This is a genomic window from Streptomyces sp. WM6386, assembly GCF_000972385.1.
Lineage (GTDB): Bacteria > Actinomycetota > Actinomycetes > Streptomycetales > Streptomycetaceae > Streptomyces.
In genome coordinates this window covers 1-374 of sequence record NZ_JXTE01000610.1, presented here as the reverse complement: position 1 = coordinate 374, position 374 = coordinate 1, and the positions used below count along the sequence as shown (strand labels likewise).

1 pseudogene is annotated in these 374 nt (G+C 68.2%); it reads left to right on the top strand.

Annotated elements, in window-relative coordinates:
• Positions 1-301, top strand: a pseudogene (locus TN53_RS42920) (SAM-dependent methyltransferase); the annotation flags it as partial.
• Between the last annotated feature and the right edge of the window lie 73 nt (positions 302-374).

Genomic DNA, 374 nt, shown 5'->3' with positions numbered 1-374 from the left:
TTACTCCACTCACCACACGCCGCCGGAGTTGCTGCCGGTCGTGTTCCCCGAGTTCCACCGCACCCTGGCGCCGGGGGGCCCCCTGATGCTCGTCTGCCGTGTGGGCAAGAGTGAGCACCTGCGTCGGACTCTCGCCTATGGAGGTCACCCGGCGCCCTTCGAGTCCTATCGGCTGCCGGCGGACCGCATTTCCGAACTGCTGGAAGAAGCTGGCCTCGTTGTCACCGCGCGACTGGTGCAAGCTCCCGACGAAGGGGTGAAGGGAACGATCGCCAGCTTCGTGTGCCGCAAACCGGAATAGCCCGGATTCGGTGCGTTCCCGTTCCCGGTCAGCGGCGCGCGCCGGGAGCCACGGTGCGAAGGCCGCAGGCGGC